This is a genomic window from Geodermatophilus pulveris (assembly GCF_900188375.1).
GTDB lineage: Bacteria > Actinomycetota > Actinomycetes > Mycobacteriales > Geodermatophilaceae > Geodermatophilus > Geodermatophilus pulveris.
Genome location: NZ_FZOO01000008.1, coordinates 103,742 through 122,211 on the forward strand (window position 1 = coordinate 103,742; position 18,470 = coordinate 122,211).

19 protein-coding genes are annotated in these 18,470 nt (G+C 76.9%); 13 read left to right on the plus strand and 6 right to left on the minus strand.

The genetic code is table 11. The features are described from left to right. Positions 1 to 238: 238 nt before the first annotated feature. On the plus strand, positions 239 to 1,126 hold the full coding sequence (locus CHB98_RS16070) for a bacteriorhodopsin (RefSeq protein ID WP_179224582.1): 888 nt from the start codon (positions 239 to 241) through the stop codon (positions 1,124 to 1,126). 18 nt (positions 1,127 to 1,144) lie between these two features. On the opposite strand, the gene CHB98_RS16075 is transcribed toward CHB98_RS16070, so the two are convergent. Beyond that, entirely contained in the window at positions 1,145 to 1,594 is a 450-nt protein-coding gene (locus CHB98_RS16075; protein WP_179224584.1) for a GNAT family N-acetyltransferase, read from the minus strand. Positions 1,595 to 1,705: 111 nt separating this feature from the next. On the opposite strand from CHB98_RS16075, the gene CHB98_RS16080 reads away from it, so the two are divergent. From CHB98_RS16080 to CHB98_RS16110, 7 genes are all read left to right on the plus strand, one after another. After that, positions 1,706 to 2,728 (plus strand): iron ABC transporter substrate-binding protein, encoded by a 1,023-nt coding sequence (locus CHB98_RS16080; protein WP_245821237.1) that lies wholly within the window; start codon positions 1,706 to 1,708, stop codon positions 2,726 to 2,728. Between the two features lie 140 nt (positions 2,729 to 2,868). Continuing rightward, positions 2,869 to 4,320 (plus strand): ABC transporter permease, encoded by a 1,452-nt coding sequence (locus CHB98_RS16085; protein ID WP_245821239.1) that lies wholly within the window; start codon positions 2,869 to 2,871, stop codon positions 4,318 to 4,320. Further along, positions 4,317 to 5,369 (plus strand): ABC transporter ATP-binding protein, encoded by a 1,053-nt coding sequence (locus CHB98_RS16090; protein WP_089306607.1) that lies wholly within the window; start codon positions 4,317 to 4,319, stop codon positions 5,367 to 5,369. The genes CHB98_RS16085 and CHB98_RS16090 overlap by 4 nt, the downstream gene beginning before the upstream one ends. 38 nt (positions 5,370 to 5,407) lie before the next feature. Next, positions 5,408 to 6,190 carry an aldolase gene (locus CHB98_RS16095; protein WP_245821241.1) on the plus strand — a complete coding sequence of 261 codons (783 nt, stop codon included), beginning with the start codon at positions 5,408 to 5,410 and terminating at the stop codon, positions 6,188 to 6,190. Next, positions 6,187 to 7,041: an NAD-dependent epimerase/dehydratase family protein gene (locus CHB98_RS16100; protein WP_089306609.1), complete on the plus strand. Its 855-nt coding sequence runs from the start codon at positions 6,187 to 6,189 to the stop codon at positions 7,039 to 7,041. The genes CHB98_RS16095 and CHB98_RS16100 overlap by 4 nt, the downstream gene beginning before the upstream one ends. After that, a complete protein-coding gene (locus CHB98_RS16105) occupies positions 7,038 to 7,712 on the plus strand; it encodes a glycosyltransferase (RefSeq protein ID WP_089306610.1) in 675 nt (224 codons plus the stop codon). The genes CHB98_RS16100 and CHB98_RS16105 overlap by 4 nt, the downstream gene beginning before the upstream one ends. Positions 7,713 to 8,049: 337 nt before the next feature. Continuing rightward, positions 8,050 to 9,297 carry an HNH endonuclease gene (locus CHB98_RS16110; RefSeq protein ID WP_089306611.1) on the plus strand — a complete coding sequence of 416 codons (1,248 nt, stop codon included), beginning with the start codon at positions 8,050 to 8,052 and terminating at the stop codon, positions 9,295 to 9,297. An 88-nt stretch (positions 9,298 to 9,385) separates the two neighbouring features. Here the strand turns inward: CHB98_RS16110 and CHB98_RS16115 are convergent, their stop codons facing one another. Continuing rightward, a complete protein-coding gene (locus CHB98_RS16115) occupies positions 9,386 to 10,828 on the minus strand; it encodes a glycosyltransferase family 39 protein (protein ID WP_245821243.1) in 1,443 nt (480 codons plus the stop codon). Positions 10,829 to 10,917: 89 nt separating this feature from the next. Between CHB98_RS16115 and CHB98_RS22510 the strand changes: the two genes are divergently transcribed. Then, the gene (locus CHB98_RS22510) at positions 10,918 to 11,679 is read left to right on the plus strand and encodes a hypothetical protein (protein WP_089306613.1); all 762 of its coding nucleotides are present in this window, start codon (positions 10,918 to 10,920) and stop codon (positions 11,677 to 11,679) included. Between the two features lie 72 nt (positions 11,680 to 11,751). Here CHB98_RS22510 and CHB98_RS16125 read toward each other — a convergent pair whose 3' ends face one another. The 3 genes from CHB98_RS16125 to CHB98_RS16135 all read right to left on the minus strand — a co-directional run bounded on the left by CHB98_RS16125 (position 11,752) and on the right by CHB98_RS16135 (position 13,150). Further along, the gene (locus CHB98_RS16125; RefSeq protein WP_179224587.1) at positions 11,752 to 12,228 is read right to left on the minus strand and encodes a PGPGW domain-containing protein; all 477 of its coding nucleotides are present in this window, start codon (positions 12,226 to 12,228) and stop codon (positions 11,752 to 11,754) included. Between the two features lie 37 nt (positions 12,229 to 12,265). Continuing rightward, positions 12,266 to 12,805 (minus strand): hypothetical protein, encoded by a 540-nt coding sequence (locus tag CHB98_RS16130; protein WP_089306615.1) that lies wholly within the window; start codon positions 12,803 to 12,805, stop codon positions 12,266 to 12,268. Positions 12,806 to 12,880: 75 nt separating this feature from the next. After that, positions 12,881 to 13,150, minus strand: a complete 270-nt coding sequence (locus CHB98_RS16135) for a DUF2277 domain-containing protein (protein ID WP_089306616.1) — start codon at positions 13,148 to 13,150, stop codon at positions 12,881 to 12,883. 69 nt (positions 13,151 to 13,219) lie between these two features. On the opposite strand from CHB98_RS16135, the gene CHB98_RS16140 reads away from it, so the two are divergent. Together CHB98_RS16140 and CHB98_RS16145 are read left to right on the plus strand one after the other, a co-directional pair. Further along, complete coding sequence (locus CHB98_RS16140) at positions 13,220 to 13,633, plus strand: hypothetical protein (protein ID WP_089306617.1); 414 nt, start codon at positions 13,220 to 13,222, stop codon at positions 13,631 to 13,633. Between the two features lie 88 nt (positions 13,634 to 13,721). After that, positions 13,722 to 14,621: an SDR family NAD(P)-dependent oxidoreductase gene (locus tag CHB98_RS16145; protein ID WP_089306618.1), complete on the plus strand. Its 900-nt coding sequence runs from the start codon at positions 13,722 to 13,724 to the stop codon at positions 14,619 to 14,621. 4 nt (positions 14,622 to 14,625) lie between these two features. On the opposite strand, the gene CHB98_RS16150 is transcribed toward CHB98_RS16145, so the two are convergent. Further along, on the minus strand, positions 14,626 to 15,339 hold the full coding sequence (locus CHB98_RS16150) for a GAF and ANTAR domain-containing protein (RefSeq protein WP_179224589.1): 714 nt from the start codon (positions 15,337 to 15,339) through the stop codon (positions 14,626 to 14,628). Between the two features lie 222 nt (positions 15,340 to 15,561). Between CHB98_RS16150 and eat the strand changes: the two genes are divergently transcribed. Next, complete coding sequence (gene eat / locus CHB98_RS16155; protein WP_089306620.1) at positions 15,562 to 17,022, plus strand: ethanolamine permease; 1,461 nt, start codon at positions 15,562 to 15,564, stop codon at positions 17,020 to 17,022. Next, a complete protein-coding gene (locus CHB98_RS16160; protein ID WP_089306621.1) occupies positions 17,019 to 18,434 on the plus strand; it encodes an ethanolamine ammonia-lyase subunit EutB in 1,416 nt (471 codons plus the stop codon). Before eat ends, CHB98_RS16160 begins: the two co-directional genes overlap by 4 nt. Positions 18,435 to 18,470: the final 36 nt, after the last annotated feature.

An 18,470-nucleotide genomic window follows, 5' to 3' on the forward strand; every position in this document is an offset into this window, starting at 1 on the left:
CGTCCGCTCATGCCGCCGCGCTACCCGGTCCTCCGGCATCCGACGCGCCGCTGCGGCCCGCTCCCGGAACAGAACCCCGCCGTCTCGTACAGTGCCGGTGTCCCGGCGTCACGGGGGCGCCGGGACACCGGACGCCCGAGCCGCCCGGGGACACCGGGGGTCGCGCCGCGGTTGCGCCCCGCTCCCGTCGGGGTACCGGCCCGGGCTCCCGCCCCCCTCCCCAGCCCCCGGAGTGCCCGTGGCCGAGACCGACCCGCCCGTGCCCGAGCTGCAGACCCTGTCGCCGGCGCTCTACGACGTGGGGCAGTTCGCGGTCCTCGGCGCGGGCCTGGCGCTGCTCGCCTACCTCCTCTACGCCGTGGTCAGCCGGGACGAGGTCTCCGCCCGGTACCGCCCGTCCGCGCACGCCGCCATCTGCCTGGCCGGGGTCGCGACGGCGGCCTACGCGCTGCTGCTCCTGGACTGGGACACCGGCTTCCGGCTGGTGGACGGCAGCTACCGGCCCACCGAGGAGGCGCGCACCACGGAGGGCACCCGCTACGTCGACTGGTCGGTCACCGTGCCGCTGCTGACCGTCGAGCTGCTGGCCGTCTGCTCCGTCGCCGGCACCGCCGCCCGCCGGCTGCGCGCCAGCACCATGGCCGCCGCCTTCCTGATGATCCTCACCGGCTACCTCGGCGCCCAGGTGGTCGACCAGGGCCGGGACCGGCTGGCGCTGGTGGTGTGGGGGCTGGTCAGCACCGCGTTCCTCGGCTACCTGTACGTGGCGCTCATCGGTGCGGTGCGCCGGTCGCTGCCGACGATGGGTCCCGAGGCGGCGGCCAGCCTGCGGAACGCCACGACGGTGCTGCTGGCCTCCTTCGGCGCCTACCCGGTCGTCTACGCCGTGCCCGTGTTCGCCGACGTCACCCCCGCCTGGTTCGTCACCATGCAGGTCGGCTACTCCGTGGCCGACGTCGTGGCCAAGGTCGGCTTCGGTGTGCTGGTGCACAAGGTGGCCAAGCTGCGCACCGCCGAGGACGTCGCCGCGGGCGCCGACACGCACCCGGAACCGGTGTGGTCGGCGAACGTGCGGGAGAGCGAGGCCGTGCCGCCGGTGCCCGGACGCCGGCCCGCGGGGAGCTGACCGGCCGCCCGGCCGGGCTCAGGACGGCTCGCGGCGCATCGGGACGTGCGGGATGCCGTCCTCGACGTAGCCGGGACCGCTGCGCCGGAAGCCGAACCGCGCGTACCAGTCCGCCAGGTGGGCCTGCGCGCCCAGCGTGATCGGCACGTCCCCGCACAGCGCGATGCCGGCCTGCACCAGCCGGGCGGCCAGCCCCCGGCCGCGGTGCGCGGGCGCGGTCACCACCCGGCCGATCGCCCGGGTGGCGCCGTCGTCGAGCACCCGGATGCCGGCGGCCACCGCGCCGTCGTCGTCCTCGAACCAGACGTGCACCGTCCCGTCCTCGGTGTCCCGGCCGTCGAGCTCCGGGTACGGGCACTGCTGCTCGACGACGAAGACGTCGACGCGCAGCCGGCACAGCCGGTAGACCTCGCCGCCGGTGAGGTCGGTGAAGCGGGCGGTGCGCAGGCGCGGCGGTGCGGCGGTCACGCACGCAGTTGTAGCCGACCGCGCGGGCCCGACCCCCGGCCGGCCGTGGTACACCTTCTGATGAGGTCAGGCTTGCCTATCTTCTCGTTGCCCATCTCTCCCAGGAGCGTCGTGACCAGGCTCGTCCGCACCACCGCGTCCGCGCTGTCCGCCCTCACCGCCGCCGGGGTGCTCGCCGGCTGCGGGACCGGCGACGCGGCGGCCGCCGAGACGCTGACCGTCTACAGCGCCCAGCACGAGAGCCTGGTGCGCACCATGCTCGAGGGCTTCACCGAGGAGACCGGCATCACGCTGGAGTTCCGGGACGCCAACGACGCGGAGCTGGCCAACCAGATCGTGCAGGAGGGGGAGGCGTCCCCGGCCGACGTCTTCCTCACCGAGAACAGCCCGTCGATCGACGTCCTGGACCGCGCCGGTCTGCTCGCGCCGCTGGAGCAGTCGACGCTGGACCAGGTGGGCGAGCAGTTCCGGCCGTCGTCGGGCAACTGGACCGGCTTCGCCGCCCGCTCCACCGTGCTGGTGCACAACCCCGCGCTGCTGCCCGCCGAGGAGCTGCCGGCGTCGATCATGGACCTCGCCGGCCCGGAGTGGGAGGGCCGCATCGGCATCGCCGCCGGCGGCGCGGACTTCCAGGCGATCGTCGCCGGCGTCCTGGCGCTGCGCGGCGAGGAGGAGACCCGCGCCTGGCTGGCGGGGCTGGAGCGCAACGCCGGCGTCTACCCGAGCAACACCGCGGTGATGGTCGCCGCCGACGAGGGCGAGATCGACGCCGGCGTGATGTACCACTACTACTGGTACCGCGACCAGGCCGAGAACGGGCTCAAGGGCGACGACGCCCAGCTGCACCACTTCCGCAACGCCGACCCCGGCGCCTTCCTCAGCGTCTCCGGCGCCGGCGTGCTGGCGTCCTCCGACCAGCCGGAGCAGGCCCAGCAGCTGGTCGCCTACCTGACCGGTGAGGAGGCCCAGCGGCGGCTGGCCGAGAGCACCGCGCTGGAGTACGCGGTGGCCACCGGCGTGCCGTCGGCGGAGGCGCTGCCGCCGCTGGAGGAGCTGCAGGCACCGGAGGTCGACCCCGGCGAGCTGGACCAGGAGCGGGTCACCGAGCTGATGCAGGACGCGGGGCTGCTCTGAGCGCACCCGCGGCACCGGGGACCGTCCCGCGGACGACGGCCCGGCCGGCCGTCCCGGGGCGGTCGCGCGCGGCCCGGTCCCCGCTGGCCCTGCTCGCCGCCGCCGCGGTCGCCCTGCTGGCGCTGCTGCCGCTGGGCTACGTGGTGGTCGCGCTGGCCGACGTGGGCTGGGCCGGGGTCCGCGACCTGGTCGTCCGCCCGCGGGTGGCCGAGCTGCTGGGCAACACCGCGCGGCTGGTCGGCGGCACGGTGCTGCTGTGCGCCGTCCTCGGCGTTGCGGCGGCGTGGCTGGTGGAGCGCACCGCGCTGCCGGGACGCCGGGTGTGGCACGTGCTGCTGGTCGCGCCGCTGGCGGTGCCGGCGTTCGTGAACAGCTACGCCTGGATCTCCCTGCTGCCCTGGCTGGACACCTACGGCGGCGCGCTGCTGGTCGTGACCCTGTCCTACTTCCCGTTCGTCTACCTGCCGGTGGTCGCCGCCTTCCGCGGGCTGGACCCCGCGCTGGAGGACACCGCCCGCGGCCTCGGGCTCTCCGGTGCCGCGGTGTTCGCGCGGGTGCAGCTGCCGCAGCTGCGGGTGGCGCTGCTCGGCGGCTCGCTGCTGGTCGCGCTGCACGTGCTCGCCGAGTTCGGCGCGCTGCAGATGCTGCGCTACCCGACCTTCACCACCGCGATCTACGACCAGTACCGGGCCACCTTCAACGGCCCGGGCGCCACCGCGCTGGCCGGCGTCCTGCTGCTGCTGTGCCTGCTGCTGCTCCTGGCCGAGCTGCGGCTGCGCGGCCGGCGCGGGTACGCGCGCACCGGCGCCGGCGTGGCCCGCGCCGGGCGGCCGGTGCGCCTGCGCGCCTGGGCGGCGCCGGCGCTGCTGGCCCTCGGCGGGCTGGTCGCGCTGTCGCTGGCCGTGCCGCTGGGCAGCCTGGCGCTGTGGATGGTGCGCGGCTCGTCCACCGCGGTGTCCCTGCCCGCGCTGGCCGGGACCACCGGGACGACCCTCGGGCTGGCCGCGGTCGCCGCCCTCGTCACCACCGCGATGGCGCTGCCCACCGGCTGGCTCGCCGTCCGGGCGCGCGGGCGGGTGGCCACGCTGCTGGAGCGCAGCACCTACCTGGGCAGCTCGGTGCCGGCCATCGTCATCGCCCTGGCGCTGGTCACCGTCTCCCTCGAGGTGACGCCGTGGGCCTACCAGACGGTGCCGGTGCTGCTGGCCGCCTACGCGGTGCTGTTCCTGCCGCGCGGCCTGGTCCCCGTGCGCGCCGCCGTGGAGCAGGCCCCGCCGCTCTACGACGACGTCGCGGCCTCGCTGGGCTCCTCGGCGGCCGACCGGCTGCGCCGGGTGACGCTGCCGCTGCTCGCCCCCGGGCTCGGGGCCGGGGCGGCGCTGGTGTTCCTCGCCGTGGTCACCGAGCTGACCGCCACCCTGCTGCTCGCCCCCACCGGGACGACCACGCTGGCCACCGCCTTCTGGTCGGCCAGCAGCGCGCTGGAGTACGGCGCGGCCGCCCCGTACGCGGTGGTCATGGTGCTGCTGTCGGCACCGGCGACCGTGCTGCTGTCCCGCGACGCCCTGACCACCCGAGGACGGCTGACGTGAGCTCCCTGACGGTCACCGGCGTGACCCGGTCCTACGGCGGGACGCCGGTGCTCACCGGCGTCGACCTGCACGTGCCCGAGGGCGGCGTCACCGCGCTGCTCGGCCCGTCCGGGTGCGGCAAGACGACGCTGCTGCGCCTGGTCGCGGGCTTCGACGACCCCGACACCGGGACCGTGGAGGTCGGCGGGCGGACGGTCGCCGGCGCCGGCCGCAGCGTGCCGGCCCGCCGCCGCCGGATCGGCTTCGTGCCGCAGGAGGGCGGGCTGTTCCCGCACCTGTCGGTGGCCGGCAACGTCAGCTTCGGCCTGCCCCGGCGGCAGCGCCGGGACGCCGGGCGGGTGGCCGCGCTGCTGGAGCTGGTCGGCCTGGACCCCGCGCTGGCCGGGCGCGCGCCGCACCAGCTGTCCGGCGGCCAGCAGCAGCGGGTCGCGCTGGCCCGCGCGCTGGCGCCGGCGCCGTCCCTGGTGCTGCTCGACGAGCCGTTCTCCTCGCTGGACGCGTCGCTGCGGGAGGAGACCCGGCAGGCGGTCGCCGACGCGCTGGCCGCCGCGGGCGCGACCACCGTGCTGGTCACCCACGACCAGGCCGAGGCGCTGTCGATGGCCGACCAGGTGGCCGTGCTGCGCGGCGGCCGGCTGGTGCAGCTGGCCGACCCGCGCACCCTCTACCGCAGCCCGCGGGACCTCGACGTGGCCACCTTCGTCGGGGAGTCGGTGGTGCTCGACGCCGACGTCCGCGGCGGCCGGGCGCACTCGGCCCTCGGCGTGCTCGACCTGGAGCGGTCCTGCCCCGACGGGCCGGCGCGGGTGCTGCTGCGCCCCGAGCAGCTGCGGTTGGGGCCGCCGTCCGGGGCCGGACCGCGAGCCCGCGTCCGCGCCGTCGACTTCTACGGCCACGACGCGCGGGTGCGCCTCGAGCTGCCCTCCGGGGTGGCGTTCAGCGCCCGGCTGGAGGGCTGGGACCTGCCGGCGGCGGGGGAGGACGTGACGGTCGGCGTGCTGGGGGCGGCCCTGCCGTTCCCGGGGGACGGCGCCCGCGTCCCGGCCTGAGTGCGGGCGGTGAGTTAGGTGTGCCTAAGCTCACCGGCGTGGACCTCCTCCTCTTCACGGTCGACCCCGCGTGGGGCGCCGACGTGGTCGCCGCCGGTGCGGCCGGGATCGTCGTGGACTGGGAGCGGCGCGGCAAGCACCGCCGCCAGCTCGGCGAGGGCACCCAGATCAACGACGACACCCCCGCCGACCTCAGCCGCATGCGGGCCGCCACGGACGGCCTGCTGGTCTGCCGGCTCAACGGCTTCGGCCCGTGGACGCCCGCCGAGGTCGACGACGCCGTCGCCCGGGGCGCCGACGAGCTGCTGCTGCCGATGGTCCGCACGACCGAGCAGCTCGACCGGACCCTGGACGCGGTCGCCGGCCGCTGCGGGCTGGGCATCCTCGTCGAGACGCAGGACGGCGTGGCCCGCGCCGCCGAGCTGGCCCGCCGGCCGCTGTCCCGGGTGTACGTGGGCCTCAACGACCTGCGCATCGACCGTGGCGCCGACCAGCTGTTCACGCCCCTGGTCGACGGCACGGTGGACGCCGTCCGCGCCGTGGTGCCCGGCTCCTTCGGCGTCGGCGGGCTCACCCTGCCCGAGGGTGGCGCGCCGGTGCCGGCCGAGCTGCTCGCCGCGGAGCTGGTGCGCTGCGGCGCGGACTTCACCTTCCTGCGCCGGTCGTTCACCGCCGACATGGCCGGCCGCGACCCGTTCGTCGAGGTGCCCCGGCTGCTCGCCGCCCTCGCCGGGATGGCCGCCGCAGGCCCGGCGGAGGTGGCCGGGCGGCGGGCCGCCCTCGTGGCGGCGGTGACCGGGAGGGTGCCGGTGGTCGCGTGAGGGCGCTGGTGACCGGGGCCGGCGGGTTCGTCGGCCGGCACCTGGTCGCCCGGCTGCGCGGCGACGGCTGGGACGTCGTCCCGCTGACCCGCGCCGGCGTCGACCTGGCCGACGCCGGCGCCGCCGCGGCGGCCGTCCGTGCGGCCGACCCCGACGTCGTCTTCTCGCTGGCCGCCGGCCGACGCCGGGCCACCGCGGCCGAGCGGGCGGCGACGACGGCGGTCAACACGTCGCCGTGGCTGGTCGACGCGCTGCCTGCGCGCTGCCGGGTGGTCGTGCGGCTGGGGTCCTCCACCGAGTACGCCGCGGCACCGGTGCCGCTGGCCGAGGACGCCGCGCTGCGCCCGCGCGGCTTCTTCGGGGCCACCAAGGCCGCCGGCTCGCTGCTGCTGCAGGCCGCGGCCGCCGAGCGCGGGGTGCGCGCGGCGGTGCTGCGGGCCTTCCAAGTGTACGGGCCGGGCGACCACCCGACCCGGCTGGTGCCCGTCGTGCTCGACGCCGCCCGCACCGGGGCCGCGGTGCCGCTGCCGGCGCGGGTGAGCCGGCGGGACTGGGTGTGGGTCGGCGACGTCGTCGACGCCTGCGTCCGCGCCGCGCTCGCCGACGACCTGCCGCCCGGCCAGGTGCTGAACATCGGCACCGGTGTGCAGACCTCGACGGAGGAGCTGGCGGCGGTCGCCTCTCGGGTGACCGGCCGGCCGATCGCCGTGGCCGCCGGCGCGCACCCCGGGCGCGACTGGGACACCGACTGCTGGGTCAGCGACCCGGCGCTCGCCGCCTCGCTGCTCGGCTGGGTGCCGACGGTCGACCTGGCGGAGGGACTGGCCCGCACCTGGGCCGCGCTCGCGTGAGCGCTGCGGGGGGCCGGGTCGCCGTCGTCGTCCCGGTGTACCGGAACGCGGCCACGCTGCCGGCGCTGGTCGACCGGCTGGGCCTGGCGCTGGCCGGGCGGGACTGGCGGCTGCGGCTGGTGGTCGACGCCTGCCCGGCCGGGAGTGCCGAGGTGGCACGGTCGCTGGCCGGGCCGCGGGTGGCGGTGACGGTGCTGCCGGTCAACGGCGGCCAGCACGCCGCGCTGCGGCGGGGGCTGGCCCTCGAGCCGGACGCCGGGGCCTGGGTGTGCCTGGACGCCGACCTGCAGGACCCGCCGGAGGCCGTGCCGGGGCTGCTCGACCGGCTGGCCGGCGGCGACGTCGAGGCGGTGTTCGCCGGGCGGCGGGGCGCCTACGAGTCGTGGGCGCGGCGGGTGTCGGGCGACCTGCACCGGCGGGTGGCGGCCCGGCTGACCGGGCTGCCGCCGGACGCCGGCGCGTTCCTCGCGCTCGGCCCGGCGGTGCGGGCCGCCGTGCTGGCTGCTCCGGAGGCCCCGAGCGTGGTGCTCGCCGTCGGGCTGGCCGGGCGGCCGGTGACCAGCCTGCCGGTGGCGCGGGACGCCCGGCCGGAGGGACGGTCGGCGTGGACGGCGCGGGCCCGGCTGAGCCAGTCGGCGCGCTCGCTCGGCTGGGCGCTGCGCCAGCGGTAGCAGTACGCGGTGCGCACCGCGCAGTCGACCGACGTGTCGGGCGCCGTCAGGTTGCTGCGCCTCTCCGTGCCGTCGGGCCCTGGGACGCGATCCACCCGATCACGACGGACGGTGAGGGGAGCCGTCTGCTGCCGAGTGCTGGCCAGGCCTGTCTCCGGATGGTCTCGACGACGGGGACGTTCCCCACGACGACCGACGCGGCCGGCCGCTCCTCCGCAGGCTGTCAAGCCTTTCGGTCGATCTGTGGACGGCCGTCTGAGCTGCGGATTCGCGTTGATCAACCGCTGTGTCCGTGGTAGACTTCGAACACGTGATCGAGCCGGTGGGGAGGGGTGTCGTGGACGAGCTGCTGGCTGCCGTCGACGCCCTGGCCGCCGAGGACCTGGCCCCGCTGTGCGGTCCGGCGCTGCTGGAGCGGTTGCGGCCGCTGCTGGTGGCGCAGAACCGGTTGGCGGCGGAGGTGGCGCGCACGGTGGCCGAGTGCGAGGTGTCCGGCGCCGCCGAGCACGACGGGCTGACGACCATGGCGTCCTGGTTGCGCGGGCACGGGCACCTGTCCGGTGCCGAGGCCGCCCGGGTGGTGCGCGCCGGCCGGGCGCTGGTGCACCTGCCGGCGATGGCCGCGGCGCTCGCCGCCGGGGAGGTGACCGGCGAGCAGGCCGCCGTGCTGGGCACGATTGCCGAGCCGGGCAAGCTGACCCTCGCCGCGGAGCAGAACGTGGACCTGGCGGTCGTCGACGGGCTGCTCACCGGGGTGGCCCGGACCCGGCCGTACGCCGACACCGCGAAGGCGGTGCGGCACTATGCCGACCGGCTGGACGCCGACGGCCCCGAGCCCGACCCGACCGAGGGCCGCCGGCTGTCGATCGTGCGGCACGCCGACGGCTCGGTGTCCGGGCGATTCGACCTGGACGCCGTCGGCGGGGAGCGGTTCTGCACCGCGATCGAGGCGATCGTGCAGGCCGGCCGGTGCGCCGGCGACGAGCGCACCCGCAGCCAGCAGCAGGCCGACGCGCTGGTGCAGTTGAGCGACAACCAGCTGGCCTCCGGGGGTCTACCGGTGCTCCGGACGGTCAAGCCGCACGTCGTGGTCACCGTCGACGTCGAGGACCTGGCCGACCCGGCCACCGGCGCGGGCGCGGACGCGGCGCAGTTGGGCTCCGGGGCGCTGATCTCCGCCGCGCGGGCCCGCTGGCTGGCCTGCGACGGCGCGGTCACCCGCATCGTGATGGGCCCGGACGGGCTGCCGCTGGACGTCGGCCGCACCCAGCGGGTCGTGCCGGCGCACCTGCGCCGGGCCGTGGAACGCCGCGACCGGCACTGCGTCTTCGCCGGCTGCGGCGCTCCGGCCTGGTGGTGCGACGTCCACCACGTGCTCGAGTGGGCCAACGGCGGGGACACCTCCGTGGAGAACTCCGCGCTGCTCTGCGAGCGGCACCACACCAAGCTGCACCACGGCTTCCGCGTCCAACGACGACCCGACGGGCGATGGCACACCTGGCGGCCGGACGGCACCGAGATCCGCACCGGCCCAGGAGGCGCCGGACCGACCAACACCGGACCACCCCTGGTGAGCGCCGCCTGAACGCAGCACCCGACATCGAGCCGCACGACCACCCCGGTCGTGCGGCCCGGTGTGCGCGCCCACCGGCTGCCGACTCCCTGCGTCCGAGTCAGGCCTCCCACAGCTGGACGACCAGTTCGGTGTGCGACGCGGGGAACTCGTACACCGCGGTGATGCGCAGGCCGGCATCTAGGAGGATCGCGTCGTCGTCGGAGGGAACCACCTCGCCGCCCACCACCTGCCGGACCAGCCAGACCCGCTCCTGGGGCGGCCGGGCGTCGTCCGGCGGCAGGACGAGGTCCGGCCGGAGCTGCGGGGCCGACGTCCGGACGTAGTGGTCCAGGCCGGTCGCCGAGCGGAGGTCCGCGGCCACGACAGGCTCGCCGGCGCGCTGCCGCTCGGCCAGCAGCGCCACCACGTCGTCGGCCCGCTCGCGTGGCCCGCGGTCGAACAGCGGCACGGCCGCCACCAGCGAGCAGGCCACGAGAAACCCGGCCACCGGCGCCCGCGCGGGCCGCGGCACGGTGAGCGCGCCCACCGCCGCGAGCACCCCGAGCCCGAGCAGCCCGGCGAGCAGGTAGCGCGGCAGGTACACCGGCCGCAGCTGCTCGGCCAGGAGCAGCAGCACCAGCGGCACGACCACCCAGCAGGCGCCCACCACCCGCACCCCGGTGCCCCGCAGCGCACCCAGCACGGCCAGCCCGACGGTCAGCGCGAGCAACGGGGCCAGCCCGCCCGCCCAGGCCCCCACCGCGAGGTCGGCCAGCCTCCCGCCGGTGTCGGGCAGCCAGTCGGCGTTGCGGTCACCGTTGCCGTTGACCAGATTCACGCCGACCAGCCCCACCGCCGGCAGCGCGGCAGCGGCCCCGGCCAGGGCGACCGGCAGCGCCCGCCGGCCGCGCAGCAGCAGCGCCGCGGCGACGAAGCCGGCCAGCACCGTCAGCGCGTACCAGTGCGCCAGCCCCATGCCCGCGCCGGCCAGCCCGAACAGCAGCAGCCCCCGTGGCGGCTCCTGCAACCGTCGCACCAGCCCGAGCAGAGCCCCGCCGGTGGCCAGCAGCGCCAGCCCGTAGGGGCGCGCCTCCACCGCCTGCTCCAGCAGCAGCGGGTTGACCGCCAGCACCAGGCCGGCCAGCACCCCCGCCGCCCGCGAGGTCAGCCGGGTCACCGACCGGGTCACCAGGGCCAGCCCACCGGCCGTGGCCAGCAGCGACAGGGCCCGCAGCGAGGTGTCCCCGCCCAGGCCGGGCACTGACATCCAGGTGTGCACGACGAGGTACCAGGGCGCGTTGTACGACGGCGGCACGTCGGCCAGGTAGCTGGTGGTCCCGCGGCCCTCGACGACCGCGGTGAGGATCTCGGCGTAGGAGCGGCGGCCCACCTCCGCGGTGAACAGCTCGTCGAACCACAGCCCGTGCCCCGGGGCCAGCAGCACCGCACCCAGCAGGACGACGGCCAGCGGCGGCACCAGCTCCACCGCCGACCAGCGGCGGGACGGCGGTGCGGCGGAGGGTCCCCGGGGTGCGGACACCCGTTCCACCGTCGCGCTCACGCCCAGCAGGTTAGGCGACCCTTCCCCGCGCCCCCGGGCTGTCACCCGTGCTCCGTAGCGTCCGCACCCCACGGCAGGGGAGGGCAGGGGTGGCGTCAGGTCCCGGGCCGAGCCCGGCACCGTCGTCGGAGACGGTCGCCCGGCGGTTCCGGCGCCAGCCGCGCCGGGACACCGCGCACGAGCTCGCGGTCCGCCGGCGACTGCACGCCCGCGGCGTCCGCTACCGGGTCGACGTCCGCCCGTGCGCGGCCACCCGGGCCCGCGGTGACCTCGTCTGGAAGGGGCGGCGGCTGGTCGTCTTCCTCGACGGCTGCTTCTGCAGAAGGACCACCGTGCCCCCCACCGCTCGCAGGCTCGCGGCGGGCCCCTGCACGGCGGCCGCGAGCAACACCGCCCGTGACCGGCGGGCCGACGCGGTGCTGCGGGCCGCCGGCTGGCGGGTGCTGCGCTTCTGGGAGCACGAGGCCCCCGACGCCGTCGCCGACGCGATCTGCGCGGCCCTGGGCCGAGCGCCGGGGCCGTCGTTCACGCTCCGTTCACCCCCACTGGCACCGTGCCCGCCGCGGCAGCTGGGTAGGACCCCCGGCACGCCCATCCGTCAGCGCGGTCAGGAGGACGACGTGTCGATGTGGACCCCCATGGAACCCAACCTCGGCCAGGAGGCCGACGGCATCCCCGCGGCCGACCCCGGAGCCGGTGGCCCGCAACCGGCCGACGGCTTCGGGGTGGGCGGCGAGGAGCCCGACCGGCCCGAGGAGGGCCAGCCGCAGGCGGCGGGGTCGGGCGAGCCGGCCGGCGACCCGCCGTTCCGCACCCCCGACCCGGACGACGTGTCCCGCGACCGGGCCTGAGGCCACGACCGGCCTGGCGGACCGCACCCCGTGGTGCGGTCCGCCGGGCCGGATCGGGCCGGTCCTGGTGGGTCAGCCCCCGACGACGCCGAGCAGCCGGGCGACCAGGTCGTAGTGGCCCACCGCCCAGAACACGACACCGGCGGCCACCAGGCCGCCGACGGTCACCGCCGCCGAGCTGGCCGGGTGCTGCCGGGCGTGCGCCCACGTGTCGCGGGCCTTGCGGCGGAAGGCCAGGAAGAACCGCCGCGCCCACTCGAACTCCGTCGACCACACCCACAGCCCGACCAGGATCGGCGGGATGGTGAGCGGCCCGGGCAGCACGGTCAGCGCCAGGCCGAGCAGCACGAGCAGCAGCCCTGCCACGAAGACCGCGACCCGGTAGGCGATCCCCAGGCCCGGCTTCTGCCGGACGCGGTCCCGCCACGAGCCGGGCGCGACCGGCCGCGGCCGGCCCAGCCCGTCGGTGCAGTCGGCGCACCGGGTGGCGCCGCCGCGGGCGGACGTGCTGGGGGCGGACGCGTCCGGGGTGTCGACGGCGTGGGTCACGGGTCCTCCTGGCTCGGGGCGGGTCGCGCGCGGACGGTCAGCGGGCAGTGAGCCCGCGCGCGACCTCGCTGGGCCGCTGCTGCTCCCCGGCATAGGAGCTGACCACCACGAGCGCCCCGGTCAGCGCCGGGATCACCCACTGCAGCTGGTCGAGCTTGGCCTGCGCCTCGGCGACCTCGGCCCGGGCCCGCTTGCTCGGCTTGGTGCCCGAGCGGGACGGGGTGCCTCCGGCGTCCGAGACGACCTTGCCCAGCGCCCGGCTGTAGGCGGTGACGCCGAGTGCGGCCGCGGTCAGCAGGGTCTTCACCGTGCTCATGCCGGCCACGCCCTCCTGCTGGGAGACCCGCGCGCGGTGCGCGATCAGCTGGCCGACGCTGCCGACGAGGTGGGCGCCGATGGCCGCGGCGTTGACCGGCGTCCACCGGTCCCACCCGGCGTTGGCGACCCGGCCGGCGTCGGAGGCCCCGCCGGCCTCACCGGCGGCCGGGTTGAGGGCCACGGCATTGGCCAGCGTGCCGCCGAACCAGGCGGCGAGGCCGACGTCGTGCAAGGAGCGGGACAGGGTGTTGCGCGCCATGGTGGTGCTCCTCCGGAGATGTGAACTGGGCTCCGGGCCGCTCTACCCCGCATCCCGCGTTCACACTCCGTTGGCTCAGGTGCCGTACCGCAGCGCCGCCCGCCGGCGTGCCTTGGCCGCCTCCACCTCGCGGTCCCGCGGCGGCGCGGTGGTGACCACGGCGGCCAGCAGCCGGGCGGAGGCCTCGGCGACCTCGGCGACGGCGCGGTCGAACGCCTCCTCGTTGGCCCGGGACGGCCGTGCCGTCCCGCTGATCTTGCGCACGTACTGCAGCGCTGCGGCGTGCACCTCCGCGTCGGTGACGGGCGGCGCGAAGTTGGCCAGCGGCCGGATGTTGCGGCACATGGGCCGCAGCGTAGGAGCGCGCGGTGCCGCCCGGGGAGCGCCGCGGCCCGTGGGGGTGAGGATGGGCGGGTGCCGGGGGAGGACGCGGGAGCCGTGCTGCTGGTGGACGCCGCCAACGTGGTGGGCGCCCGGCCCGACGGCTGGTGGCGCGACCGCGCCGGGGCGACTGCCCGCCTGCTCGCCCGGCTGGCCGCGCTGCCGGGCCGGACGGTGCCCGCACCCGCGGGCGGTGACCCGCTGCGGTGCGCCGAGGTGGTGGCGGTCGTCGAGGGTGCGGCCCGCGCGGTCCCCGCCCCGGACGGCGTCACCGTGGTGCGCGCCCCGGGCAGCGGGGACGACGCGCTCGCCTCCGTCGCGGCCCGCGTCGCGGGGGAGGGGCGCGACCTGGTGGTGGTCACCGCCGACCGCGGCCTGCGGGCCCGGCTGCCCGCGGGCGCGGCCGTCACCGGGCCCGGCTGGCTGTACGACGTCCTGCCCGCATGAGCCGCCGAGCCCGAGGGTAGGGCGGCTACACCGATGCGCAGGACGACCTGCCCCGCGCGTCCACCGCCCCCCCGACCCGAGGAGCCGCATGCCGCCGGCCGCGCCGTCCCAGCCCCTGACCGCCCTCGTCACCGGCGCCTCGAGCGGGATCGGCCGGGCCACCGTGCACCTGCTGGCCGGCCGCGGCGCGCGGCTGGTCCTGGTCGCCCGCGGCCGCGCGGCGCTGGAGGACACGGCGGCCGAGGCCCGGGAGGCCGGCGCCGCCGAGGTGCTGGTCTGCCCCGCCGACGTGCTCGACGAGGACGCGCTGCGCACGGCCGTCGAGGGCACCGTCGCCCGCTTCGGCCGCCTCGACGCCGTCATCCACTCCGCCCAGGTGGTCGCCTACGGCCGGATCGAGGACGTGCCCAAGGAGGTCTACGAGCGCGTCGTCGACACCTCGCTGCACGGCACCGCCAACCTCGCCCGCGTGGTGCTGCCGGTCTTCCGCCGCCAGGAGGCCGGCCACCTCGTCGTCGTCAGCTCGCTGCTGGCCTCGGTGGCCACCCCGCTGATGGGCAGCTACATCGCCGCCAAGTGGGGGCAGCTCGGCCTGATCCGCGTGCTGCAGCAGGAGACCCGCGACGTCCCGGGCCTGCACGTCTCCGCCGTCGCCCCGGGTGGGGTCAACACCCCGATCTACGCGCAGGCGGGCAGCTTCATCGGGATCAAGGGACGGCCGCCCATCCCGATCTACTCGCCGCAGCGGGTGGCCCGCTCGGTGGTGGCGCGGCTGGAGCACCCGCGGCGGCTGGTCCAGTCCGGGTTCGCCAACCCGGTGGTCATCCTCGGCTTCCGGCTGTTCCCGGCGGTCTACGACGCGCTCGTCGGGCCGCTGCTGCGGGTGTTCGCGCTCGCCGACGACCACCGCACGCCGTCCACCGAGGGCAACGTCTTCCGCTCGGTGCCGGAGGGCAACGCCACCGAGGGCCGCTGGCACGGCCTCTGAGCGCTCACCAGCGGCCCGGGCGGTCGGCCAGCCCCTCCTCGAACGCGCCGACGATCCCGGCCGCGATGTCGCGCAGCTCGACGTTGCGCCGCTGGGAGGCGATCCGCAGCAGGTCGAAGGCCGCGGCCGCGGTGCAGCGCTCCTGTGCCATGAGCAGGCCGACGGCCTGCCCGATGGTGGCCCGGGTGTCCAGGCCGCCGGTCAGCCGGTCGGCGCGGTCGTCGCTGTCGGCGATCCGGAGCGCGACCGTCAGCGCGCCGGTCGCCTGCTCCGCCCAGCCGGCCGCGACGGACTCGTCCTGGGCGGTGAACACCCCCGGTTCGGTGGCGTAGAGGTTCAGCGCGCCGGCGCTGCGGCCCTCGACGTCCAGCGGCAGCGACAGCGAGGAGCGCACGCCGAGCTCCACGGCCTGCGCCGGGTAGGGGTCCCAGCGCCCTTCGGTGGCCATGTCCTCGACCCGGACGACGGTGCCGGTGCGCATCGACTCCAGGGACGGCCCGACGTCCAGCCGGTACTGCCGCTGGTCGGCCCGGTCGGCCAGCGGGCCGGTGCTGGCCACGGTGACCCCGCTGGTGGCGCGGGTCAGGGTGAGCCCGCAGGCCTCGGCGTGCGGCACCTGCCGTGCGGTGAGGTGCACCAGGTCCCCCGGGAAGGAGCCCAGGTCGCCGCCGGAGGCCAGCGACGCGAGCAGGTCGCCCGCGTCCGTTGCCTGGCTCACCGCTGCCGTCCTCCGTCCGCCGCACCCGGTGCCGACGGCGAGTGTCGCCCAGACCGGCCGGGCGGCGGCCGGTCCGCGGGACGACGGCCGTCCCGCGCGTGAGTCGCCGCGCGTACGCGCCGGTGAACGCCGTGTTGCGCCGCCGCGGGCCGTTGACCGCGCCCGGCCGTCGGACGACGCTGGCCCTCCCCGCACCCCGGCGGGCCGACCGCGGGAGCCGCCATGACCGCCGAACCCACCGCCCGCACGACCCCGGCCCGCCGCGCCGGCGTCGAGGCCGAGCGGGTCGACGAGGGCTACCTGGAGAAGCGCCGGCTGCGCACCGGGACGGCGGGCTGGCTGCTGCTGGCCGGCCTCGGCGTCTCGGCGGTCATCTCCGGCGACTACGCCGGCTGGAACTTCGGCCTGGCCGAAGGCGGCTTCGGCGGCCTGCTGGTCGCCACCGTGCTCATGGCGGTCATGTACACCGCGATGGTGTTCGGGCTGGCCGAGCTGGGCTCCGCGCTGCCGACCGCCGGCGGCGGGTACACCTTCGCTCGGCGCGCGCTCGGCCCGTGGGGCGGCTACGCCACCGGGGTCGCCGTCCTCATCGAGTACGCGATCGCGCCGGCCGCGATCGCCACGTTCATCGGCGCCTACGTCGAGTCCCTCGGGCTGTTCGGCATCACCGACGGCTGGTGGGTCTACCTCGCGGTGTACGCGCTGTTCGTCGGCATCCACCTCCTCGGCGTCGGCGAGGCGCTCAAGGCGATGTTCGCCGTCACCGTCGTCGCGCTGGCCGGGCTGGCGGTGTTCCTCGCCGGCGCCGTCCCGCGGTTCGACGCCGGGAACCTGCTCGACATCGCGCCCACCGACGCCGCCGGCGCCTCGGCGTTCCTGCCCTACGGGATCCTGGGCATCTGGGCGGCGTTCCCGTTCGCGATCTGGTTCTTCCTCGCCGTCGAGAGCGTGCCGCTGGCCGCCGAGGAGGCCCGCGACCCGGCCCGCTCCATGCCACGGGGGATCGTCGCGGCGATGGGCGTGCTCGTCGTCCTCGCCGTCCTCATGCTGGTGTTCACCCCGGGCGCGGCCGGGTCGGCGGCGATCGCGGAGTCGGGCAACCCGCCGGTCGACGCGCTGGCCGCCGCCGGCGCCCCCGGCGGCCTGACGACGGTGGTCAACTACGCCGGGCTGTTCGGCCTGGTCGCCAGCTTCTTCTCGATCATCTACGCGTACTCGCGGCAGACCTTCGCGCTCTCCCGCGCCGGCTACCTGCCGCGGGCGCTGTCGGTGACCAACGCGCGCAAGGCCCCGGTGCTGGCCCTGCTCGTGCCCGGCGCGATCGGCTTCGCCCTCTCGCTGACCGGGCAGGGCGCGGTGCTGCTCAACATGGCCGTCTTCGGGGCGACGGTCTCCTACGTGCTCATGATGGTCAGCCACATCGTGCTGCGCCGCCGCGAGCCGGACCTGCCGCGGCCCTACCGCACCCCGGGCGGGACGGCGACCACCGGCGTCGCGCTGGTGCTGGCCGCCGCCGCCGCGGTGGCGACGTTCCTCGTCGACGTCACCGCCGCGCTGTGGACGCTCGCCGCCTACGCCGCCTTCCTCGCCTACTTCGCCCTGCACAGCCGCCACCACCTGGTGGCCTCCGCGCCGGAGGAGGAGTTCGAGTTGCTGGCCGACGCCCGGGACGACGTCCGGTGAGCGCGCGCCGCGCGACGCTGGGCGGGCACACGTACGAGTTCCCCACGCTGGTCGAGCTGATGGCCAAGGCCACCCCGCTGCGCTCGGGCGACGTGCTCGCGGGCTGCGCGGCGGCGTCGGCCGCCGAGCGCGTCGCCGCGCAGACGGTGCTCGCCGACCTGCCGCTGGCCACCTTCCTCGACGAGCAGGTGGTCGGCTACGAGGAGGACGACGTCACCCGGCTGGTCCTGGACACCCACGACCGCGCCGCGTTCGCCCCGGTCGCGTCGCTGACGGTGGGGGAGTTCCGCGACCGGCTGCTGGCCTGGGCGGCCGCCGGGGACGAGGCGGCCATCAGCGCCCTCGCGCCCGGGCTCACGCCGGAGATGGTCGCGGCGACCTCCAAGCTCATGCGCAACGCCGACCTGGTCGCCGTCGGCCGCCGGACCCGGGTGGTCACCGGGCTGCGCAGCACCCTCGGCCTGCCCGGCACGCTGGCCTCCCGGCTGCAGCCCAACCACCCGACCGACGACCCGCTGGGCGTGACGGCGTCCATCGTCGACGGGCTGCTGCAGGGCAGCGGGGACGCCGTCATCGGCATCAACCCGGCCACCGACTCGCCGGCCCGCACGGTCGCGCTGCTGGAGCTGGTCGACGAGGTCATCGCCCGGTACGGCATCCCCACCCAGTCCTGCGTGCTGGCGCACGTGACCACCACGCTGCGGGCGCTGGAGCAGGGCGCCCCGGTGGACCTGGTGTTCCAGTCCGTCGCCGGCACCCAGGGGGCCAACCGCGGCTTCGGCGTCACCCTCGACCTGCTCGCCGAGGCCCGCGCCGGTGCCCTGGCGCTGGGCCGCGGGACGGTCGGGGACAACGTGACCTACTTCGAGACCGGGCAGGGTTCGGCGCTGTCGGCCGACGCGCACCGCGGCATCGGTGGGCGCCCGGTCGACCAGCAGACCCTGGAGGCCCGCGCCCACGGCGTCGCCCGGCACTTCGCACCGCTGCTGGTCAACACCGTCGTGGGGTTCATCGGCCCGGAGTACCTCTACGACGGCAGGCAGGTGCTGCGCGCCGGGCTGGAGGACCACTTCTGCGGCAAGCTGCTCGGCCTGCCCATGGGGGTGGACGTCTGCTACACCAACCACGCCGAGGTCGACGGCGACGACACCGATGCGCTGATGCTGCTGCTCGGCGCGGCCGGCTGCACCTTCCTCATCGCCGTCCCCGGGGCCGACGACGTGATGCTGCACTACCAGTCGCTGTCGTTCACCGACGTCCTGACCACCCGGCAGGTGCTCGGGCTGCGGCCGGCGCCGGAGTTCGAGGTCTGGCTGGCCCGGATGGACCTGCTCGACGACGCCGGCCGGGTGCGCGAGCTGACCGCCGACGCACCCGCGGCCCGGGCCCTGCTCGCGGCGGCGGCGTCGTGACCGAGCTCGCGAGGTCACGCGGGGGCACAGCACCGC

Bases quoted from the DNA above. Each gene is read 5' to 3' on its own strand.
- eat (WP_089306620.1), top strand. From the start codon at position 15,562: ATGACCGCCGAACCCACCGCCCGCACGACCCCGGCCCGCCGCGCCGGC.
- CHB98_RS16145 (WP_089306618.1), top strand. From the start codon at position 13,722: ATGCCGCCGGCCGCGCCGTCCCAGCCCCTGACCGCCCTCGTCACCGGC.
- CHB98_RS16135 (WP_089306616.1), bottom strand. From the start codon at position 13,150: ATGTGCCGCAACATCCGGCCGCTGGCCAACTTCGCGCCGCCCGTCACC.
- CHB98_RS16130 (WP_089306615.1), bottom strand. From the start codon at position 12,805: ATGGCGCGCAACACCCTGTCCCGCTCCTTGCACGACGTCGGCCTCGCC.